This window comes from Nocardioides sp. (assembly GCF_031422975.1).
Taxonomy (GTDB): Bacteria; Actinomycetota; Actinomycetes; order Propionibacteriales; family Nocardioidaceae; genus Nocardioides.
The window spans coordinates 1-6,492 of sequence record NZ_JANPEO010000561.1 but is presented as its reverse complement, the minus strand read 5'-3'; the positions used below and the strand labels follow the sequence as shown (position 1 = coordinate 6,492).

Annotated in this window: 8 protein-coding genes and 1 pseudogene; 4 read left to right on the top strand and 5 right to left on the bottom strand. The window is 70.3% G+C overall.

Annotated features, from left to right (window positions below; all coding sequences use genetic code 11):
- The coding region (locus RMO85_RS16815; protein WP_310529870.1) for an SCO7613 C-terminal domain-containing membrane protein at positions 1–906 on the top strand (906 nt) is incomplete at its 5' end.
- A 22-nt stretch (positions 907–928) separates the two neighbouring features.
- On the opposite strand, the gene RMO85_RS16810 is transcribed toward RMO85_RS16815, so the two are convergent.
- The 3 genes from RMO85_RS16810 to RMO85_RS16800 all read right to left on the bottom strand — a co-directional run bounded on the left by RMO85_RS16810 (position 929) and on the right by RMO85_RS16800 (position 2,766).
- Complete coding sequence (locus tag RMO85_RS16810; protein WP_310529869.1) at positions 929–1,519, bottom strand: sigma-70 family RNA polymerase sigma factor; 591 nt, start codon at positions 1,517–1,519, stop codon at positions 929–931.
- Positions 1,520–1,522: 3 nt separating this feature from the next.
- Positions 1,523–1,993 carry a hypothetical protein gene (locus tag RMO85_RS16805; RefSeq protein ID WP_310529868.1) on the bottom strand — a complete coding sequence of 157 codons (471 nt, stop codon included), beginning with the start codon at positions 1,991–1,993 and terminating at the stop codon, positions 1,523–1,525.
- Positions 1,994–2,208: 215 nt separating this feature from the next.
- The gene (locus RMO85_RS16800) at positions 2,209–2,766 is read right to left on the bottom strand and encodes a hypothetical protein (protein ID WP_310529867.1); all 558 of its coding nucleotides are present in this window, start codon (positions 2,764–2,766) and stop codon (positions 2,209–2,211) included.
- A gap of 163 nt (positions 2,767–2,929) precedes the next feature.
- On the opposite strand from RMO85_RS16800, the gene efp reads away from it, so the two are divergent.
- The 3 genes from efp to RMO85_RS16785 are packed head-to-tail and all read left to right on the top strand — an operon-like array spanning position 2,930 to position 5,309.
- On the top strand, positions 2,930–3,493 hold the full coding sequence (efp, locus tag RMO85_RS16795) for an elongation factor P (RefSeq protein WP_310529866.1): 564 nt from the start codon (positions 2,930–2,932) through the stop codon (positions 3,491–3,493).
- Positions 3,493–3,900, top strand: a complete 408-nt coding sequence (nusB, locus tag RMO85_RS16790) for a transcription antitermination factor NusB (RefSeq protein ID WP_310529865.1) — start codon at positions 3,493–3,495, stop codon at positions 3,898–3,900. The genes efp and nusB overlap by 1 nt, the downstream gene beginning before the upstream one ends.
- Positions 3,901–3,944: 44 nt before the next feature.
- Positions 3,945–5,309 carry an NAD(P)/FAD-dependent oxidoreductase gene (locus RMO85_RS16785; RefSeq protein ID WP_310529864.1) on the top strand — a complete coding sequence of 455 codons (1,365 nt, stop codon included), beginning with the start codon at positions 3,945–3,947 and terminating at the stop codon, positions 5,307–5,309.
- On the opposite strand, the gene RMO85_RS16780 is transcribed toward RMO85_RS16785, so the two are convergent.
- On the bottom strand, positions 5,306–6,010 hold the full coding sequence (locus RMO85_RS16780; protein ID WP_310529863.1) for a TetR/AcrR family transcriptional regulator: 705 nt from the start codon (positions 6,008–6,010) through the stop codon (positions 5,306–5,308). The genes RMO85_RS16785 and RMO85_RS16780 overlap by 4 nt on opposite strands.
- 55 nt (positions 6,011–6,065) lie before the next feature.
- Positions 6,066–6,492: pseudogene (locus tag RMO85_RS16775) on the bottom strand (hypothetical protein); the annotation flags it as partial.

Here is a 6,492-nt window from a genome sequence, read left to right as displayed (position 1 = left end):
GCCGCGCTGGTGCTGCTGGCCGGACTCGCCAGCGACTGGCTCACGGCCGCAGTCCTCGCCGTCTTCACCGTGGCAGCCCTGACAGCGGAGCTGAGGGGTGCGCGGGCACCGGTGGACCTGACCCTCGCCGGCACCTTCCTGGCCCCCCTCACGGGAGCCGGGCTGATCTGGACGGTCGCGCACCTGACCGACATCGACACCGCCTGGCGCTACCTGCACCAGCTGCAGCTCCTCGGCGTTGCGAACGTGTTCCGCCCCGTCCTCGAGCGCGAGGTGTCGGCCAGCGCGGCCTCGGTGCTCGCGGTCGCAGGCTCGGTGGTGAGCGCGGGCGCGATCGACCAGACGTGGCTCGCCATCTATCTCACCATCGCCGGCGTGATCGCCACCGTGTCCTCGCTGCTGAACCCGGAGCGGCGCCACCTCGCCTGGCTGGGCCTGCTTCTCCTGACGACGGCCCAGTGGATTCGTCTCCAGCAGATCGGCGTCGACACCGTTGAGGCCTACACCCTCCCGCTGGCGCTCGTCCTGCTGACGGCCGGAAGCGTGGCGCTCCTGCGCGGCCACAGGTCGAGCATCTCCACCCTGGCACCCGGACTTGGCCTGGCGCTCGTTCCGACGTTGCTCCAGGTCCTGGTCGACCCGCTCGGCCTCCGCTCGGTGCTCCTCGGCCTCGCCTGCGTGGTGCTCGTCGCCATCGGGCTCGCCCGCGGCTGGGCCGCCCCGCTGCTGGCCGGCGCCGGAGTCGGCGCGCTGGTCGTGCTGCGGCAGGCGACGCTGGCAGAGGTGATCCCGCAGTGGGTGCTGATCGGGCTCGTCGGGGTCGTGCTCACGGTCGTCGGGGTCACCTGGGAGCAGCGCCTCAAGGAGATCCGCACGGTGTCGGCCTATGTCCGCGGGCTGCGCTGAGGAGGCCCCGACGGTGACGTGGCTACGGCCGGCCTGTCACCGACGGGGGCGCCGCCACGACGTTCATCCGGCTCAGGCTCGGCTGTCGCCGCAACCGGGCGAGACCGCGGTGGCGCGCGACCCGGACTGTTGCCTGGGACATGTCGAGGGCGGCCGCGGTGGTGCGGATGTCGAGCCCCGCGACCTCCAGACAGACGATGACGTCGCGCTCGCGGGGTGACAGCGGGGCGATGAGTTGTCGGACGGCGGCGACGCGCATCGCCACCTCGTCGGCGGCTGGCGCGTGATGCTCGGAGGGGACCTGGTCGTCGGCTGCGAAGTCCGTCGGCAGGGTGGCGCGACGGGTTTCTCGCCGCCGGGCGTTGAGCGCATGCAGCCGGCCGATACCGAACAGCCAGCCGGCGAAGTCGTCGTCGCTCCCGCGGAACTCACCGATCTTGGTCGAGGCGGTCAGCCAGGTCTCCGCCGCGAGATCCTCGGCCGACGACATGACGTCGGCGGGCGCCAGAGCGCGCAACCACACCAGCAACCGCCCGGCGTGGGCCTCATAGGCCTCGCGCCAGGCGGCGGGGTCGCCGAGTCTCAGGTGGTCGACGAGTCCGGTCGAGGTCACGGCCTACTCGTTGTCCTCGACCTCGTCTGATTCGCTGTCGTTGTCGCCGGGCTCCTCACCGTCGTTGCCGGGACCGGAGTGCTCGTCGTCCTCCACATCGGGACTCGCGGAGGCATCGCCACCATCGGAGTCGGAGTCGTCGTCTCCGGATCCCGGCCTGCCGGTCGCCGCGCCGTCGGTGTCATCCGCGGCGTCGTGTCCGGTGGCGTCCTCGGCATGGTCGTCGGTGCCCGAGGGGGAGGCGTCGGCGCTCGGGGTCGCGGCGGGGATCGAGCCGGGGGCCTCGGTCTCGACGTCGGAGCGATCGACGCTCGGGTCACGGTCGGTGGTGGGCGAGGGGGGTGTCGACAGGTCCGGGGACGGGGCCGGGGGATCAGGGGTCTCGGTCTGCGAGGGTGCGTCAGGCTTCTGCACCGGGTCGACGCCCGGCGGGTCGAGCTGCGTGCCGGCGATGAGAGCGGCGGCACCGATCACCGCCGTGCAGGCGGCGGCCGCCAGGACGGGTGCCCAGCGACGAGCGTGGCGCGGGGTGGTCGAGGCAGCTGCGTTGGCGGCGAGCTACGCGATGAAGTGATCCGGCACGGGAGCCGGCATGGGGTCGATGCGCAACCCGGCCGTTGCCTGCTTGTTGTCATCCATCACGTGTATCTCGCCTGTCCTGTTCCGCAGCTGCCTCGACCTTACGCCCGTCAGTCGTCGTCGTTGCTCTCGTCGTCGGCGGCGTCGTCGGCGTCGTCGTCGTGGCCCTGGTCGTCGGCCTCGTCGGCCTCGTCGGCGTCGTTGTCGTCGCCCTGGTCGTCGTTGTCGGCGTCCTCGGAGTCGTCGTGGCCGCTGGCGTGCTCGTCCTCATCGGCTTCGTCGTCGTCGGCTTCGTCGTCGTCCATCGTCGGCGTGGCCGACGGAGTGGGGGTCGGCGTGGCGGTCGGGGACGGGGCGTGCGTCGCGTCGGCCTCGTCGGCCTCGTCGGCCTCGTCAGCCTCGTCGGCCTCGTCTGCGTGGTCGCGGGGCTGCGCGGTCGGCGGGGGGGGCGGGGGGGGGGTGGGGGTGGGGGGGGGGGTCGGCGTGGGCGGGGGGGGGGCCGCGTCCTCGGCGTCGTCCGTGGTGGAGTCGTCCACCTGGGAGGTGCCCGGGGCGGGGGCTGCCGCATCGCCGGTCGCCGCTGCGCCGATGGCGTACGTGCCGCCGATGATGGTCACGGACGCCACGGCGATGGCGGCGAGCTTCGTGTTGAGGTTCAGGGGTCGCATTCAGTGCTCCTGTTCGGTGCGATGCGGCGTGAAGCCGCCCGTCACCTGGTACACGTCGCCAGCAGTGCGTGGTGTTACATCGCCACCGAATCGGATCGCGCAGAGCCCGGGCGCTAGGGTTGATGAGACTCCCGACCGAACGTAGTGAGGCTGATCGCACGCCATGGCAACCACCAACGACCTCAAGAACGGCATGGTCCTCAACATCGAGGGCCAGCTCTGGGCCGTCATCGAGTTTCAGCACGTCAAGCCCGGCAAGGGCCCGGCCTTCGTGCGCACCAAGCTGAAGAACGTCGAGTCCAACAAGACCGTGGACAAGACGTTCAACGCCGGCACGAAGGTCGAGACCGCCAGCGTCGACAAGCGGACGATGCAGTACCTCTACAACGACGGCACCTCCTACGTCTTCATGGACACCTCGACCTTCGACCAGCTCGAGGTCGCGCCCGAGATCGTCGGCGATGCCAGGAACTTCATGCTGGAGAACCAGGACGCCATCGTGGCGACCAACGAGGGCCGCGTGCTGTTCGTCGAGCTCCCCGCGTCGGTGGAGCTGCTGATCGCCGAGACCGAGCCGGGCCTGCAGGGCGACCGTTCCACCGGTGGCACCAAGCCCGCCACGCTCGAGACCGGTCACCAGATCCAGGTGCCCCTCTTCATCACCGCCGGCGAGAAGGTCAAGGTCGACACCCGCGACTCGTCCTACCTCGGCCGCGTCAAGAACTGATGTCTGCTCGCGGCAAGGCCCGCAAGCGCGCCCTTGACCTGCTCTACGCCTCCGAGATGCGCGCCGAGAGCGCAGTCGTCGCCCTCGATCGGGCCATCGAGGCCGGTGAAGGTCCGACCAACGACTACACCGACAGGCTCGTGCGCGGTGTGGTGGAGAACCAGTCCCGGATCGACGAGCTGCTGTCGACGTACAGCGAGGGCTGGACGCTGGGGCGGATGCCCGCGGTCGACCGCAACGTGCTGCGCATCGGTGTCTACGAGTTGCTCTACGTCGATGATGTCCCCGACGCCGTCGCCGTGAGCGAGGCGATCAGCCTGGTGCGCGACCTGTCGACGGACGAGTCGCCGACGTTCGTCAACGGGATCCTCGGCGCGATCGAGAAGGCCAAGCCCTCCACCGTCTGACCTCTGCATCGCGATTCGCATCTGTTCCGATGAAAGGACCAGCCATGAGTGAGTCCCTCTCCTGCGACGTCATCGTGCTCGGCCTCGGGCCGGGTGGTCAGGAGCTCGCGACCCAGTTGGCCGAGGCCGGTCTCGACACCGTGGGTGTCGAGATGCACCTGGTCGGTGGGGAGTGCCCGTTCTACGGCTGCACGCCGAGCAAGCTGATGATCCGGGCATCGCACCTGATCGGTGCCGTGCGCCTGGCCGACAAGCTCAGCGGTGCCGCCTCGGTGACGCCGGACTGGTCCCGCACGGCCCAGCGGATCACCGGTGAGGCAACCCGGGGCTGGACTGACGACGCCAACGCGAAGGCGGTGCAGGAGGCCGGAGTCCGCCTGGTGCGTGGCCATGGCCGACTGACGGCGCCGGGCGTCGTCGAGGTCGACGGCGTCTCGTACGCCGCCGCGCTCGGAGTCGTGCTCAACACCGGCACCGAGCCCCTCGTGCTGCCCATCGAAGGCCTCGACCAGACCCCGTACTGGACCAACCGCGACATCGTGCAGGTCACCGAGCTGCCGGCCAGCCTGGCCATCATCGGCGGCGGCCCGATCGGCTGCGAGCTGGCGCAGGCGCTGGCGCGCTTCGGCGTCGAGGTCACCGTCCTCGAGGCCGCCGACAGGCTGCTGGCCGTCGAGGAGCCGGAGACGAGCGCGCTGCTCACCCGGGTGTTCGAGACCGAGGGCATCGCCGTCCACACCGGCGTGGACATCTCTCGGGTGGACTACGACGACGGCTTCACGATCTCCGCCGGTGACCTCCGCATCCGCGCCGAGCGGCTCCTCGTGGCGGCCGGTCGCAGCAACAACCTCACCGACATCGGGCTCGACGCCGTCGGCCTCGATCCGGACGCCTCCCAGGTCGAGACGGACGAGCGCATGCGCGCCGGCGAGAAGCTGTGGGCGATCGGCGACATCACCGGCCACGGCCGCTTCACGCACGTGTCCAGCTACCAGGCCGAGGTCGCCAAGGGCGACCTGCTCGGCGAGGACGGACCGCTCGCCGACTACCGCGCCGTCAGCCGGGTCACCTTCACCGAACCCGAGATCGGCTCGGTGGGGTTGAGCGAGGAACAGGCGCGCGAGCAGGGTCTTGACGTCCGCACCGGCTTCGCCGACATCAGCGAGTCGGCACGGGGCTGGCTCGATGGTGCAGGCAACCAGGGCCACCTCAAGCTGGTGGCCGACGCGTCCACCGGCCTGCTGGTGGGCGCCAGCGCCGTCGGCCCCACCGGGGGTGACCTGGTCGCGCTGCTGACGCTCGCGGTCCACGCCAAGGTCACTCCGGCTGTCCTACGGCGCATGCACTTCGCGTTCCCGACCTACCACGGCTCGGTGATGACCGCGCTGGACGACCTCGATCTGTCCTAGATCCCCTGCCGGGCGAGCGCCAGGGCCGACGTCACGAGGTAGGTCTTGACCTGCTCACCGGACACCCGGTCGATGCGCGGGACACCGGGCGCCGCTTCGCTGACCAGCATGCCCACGCGGGCGAGCTGCAGGGAGCCGAGACCGGAGGCGTAGAGCTGGTTGGCGAGCAGGGTCGTGTCGTGCACGTTGAAGTCGCCGGATCCCACGCCGTCCTCGAGCACGTCGCCGAGCACCGCCAGGCAGCCCGAGACTGCACGCCCGAGGCGGAACATCGCGCCCTCGCTGATCTCCTCCAGCAGCTCTGGACCGGTGCGACGCATCAGCGCCTGCGCGCAGTCCACGAACGCAGGATGCTTGAGCCCGTAGTCGACGAACGCGCCGACGGTGGCAGCCAGGCGGTCGTCGGCGCCGGCGAGACCGGCCACGCTGTCGGCGAGGACGACGCGCAGCTCGTCGAGGTAGCCCACCAGGGTGAGCGCGAAGAGCTCTTCCTTGCCGGTGAAGTGGCGATAGACGATCGCGCGATTGATCCCCACCGCCTGCGCGATGTCCTCGATCTGGGCGTCGCGCACACCGCGCTCGTCGAAGAGTGCTCGAGTCGCGTCGAGGATCTCGCGTTCGCGCTGCCTGCGGCGGGCTGCTGCCGCGGAGCGCCGACCGTCGACTCGCGGGGTGGCGTCCTCGGTGGCGGTGCTGGTCATGGCCTCGAGTCTAGGGCCTGCTGAAACCCGGAGTTACACACCTGTGACGAGTTCTTCACCACGTCCTGAGGGCGAGCACGTCGTCGAGCGTGTCGGCCTCGTCCGGTCGCTTGTCGTCGCGGTAGCGGACCACTCGGGCGAACCTCAGTGCAACGCCACCGGGGTAGCGGGTCGAGCGCTGCACTCCGTCGATGGCGATCTCGACCACCTGCTCGGGGCGGACGTGCACGACCCAGCCGTTGTCCTCGGTCATGAGTTCGGTGAATCGCCGGGTCTGCCAGGCCAGCAGTCCACCGAGTTTCGCGGTGCCCTTGTGTCCGTCGGGCCGCAATTCGAGTCGCGTTTTCTCTGCAAGACCCTGGGGAAACGGCGTGTCATCGATGTTGAGCGCGTCCGACGCGACGACCTCCTCCCGGATCGTTTCGCACGGTTTTGCGAGCGCCGCAGCCATCGATTCCTCGGCCTCGGAAATCGCCCCGAGC

Bases quoted from the DNA above. Each gene is read 5' to 3' on its own strand.
- RMO85_RS16780 (WP_310529863.1), bottom strand. From the start codon at position 6,010: ATGACCAGCACCGCCACCGAGGACGCCACCCCGCGAGTCGACGGTCGG.
- nusB (WP_310529865.1), top strand. From the start codon at position 3,493: ATGTCTGCTCGCGGCAAGGCCCGCAAGCGCGCCCTTGACCTGCTCTAC.
- efp (WP_310529866.1), top strand. From the start codon at position 2,930: ATGGCAACCACCAACGACCTCAAGAACGGCATGGTCCTCAACATCGAG.
- RMO85_RS16800 (WP_310529867.1), bottom strand. From the start codon at position 2,766: ATGCGACCCCTGAACCTCAACACGAAGCTCGCCGCCATCGCCGTGGCG.
- RMO85_RS16785 (WP_310529864.1), top strand. From the start codon at position 3,945: ATGAGTGAGTCCCTCTCCTGCGACGTCATCGTGCTCGGCCTCGGGCCG.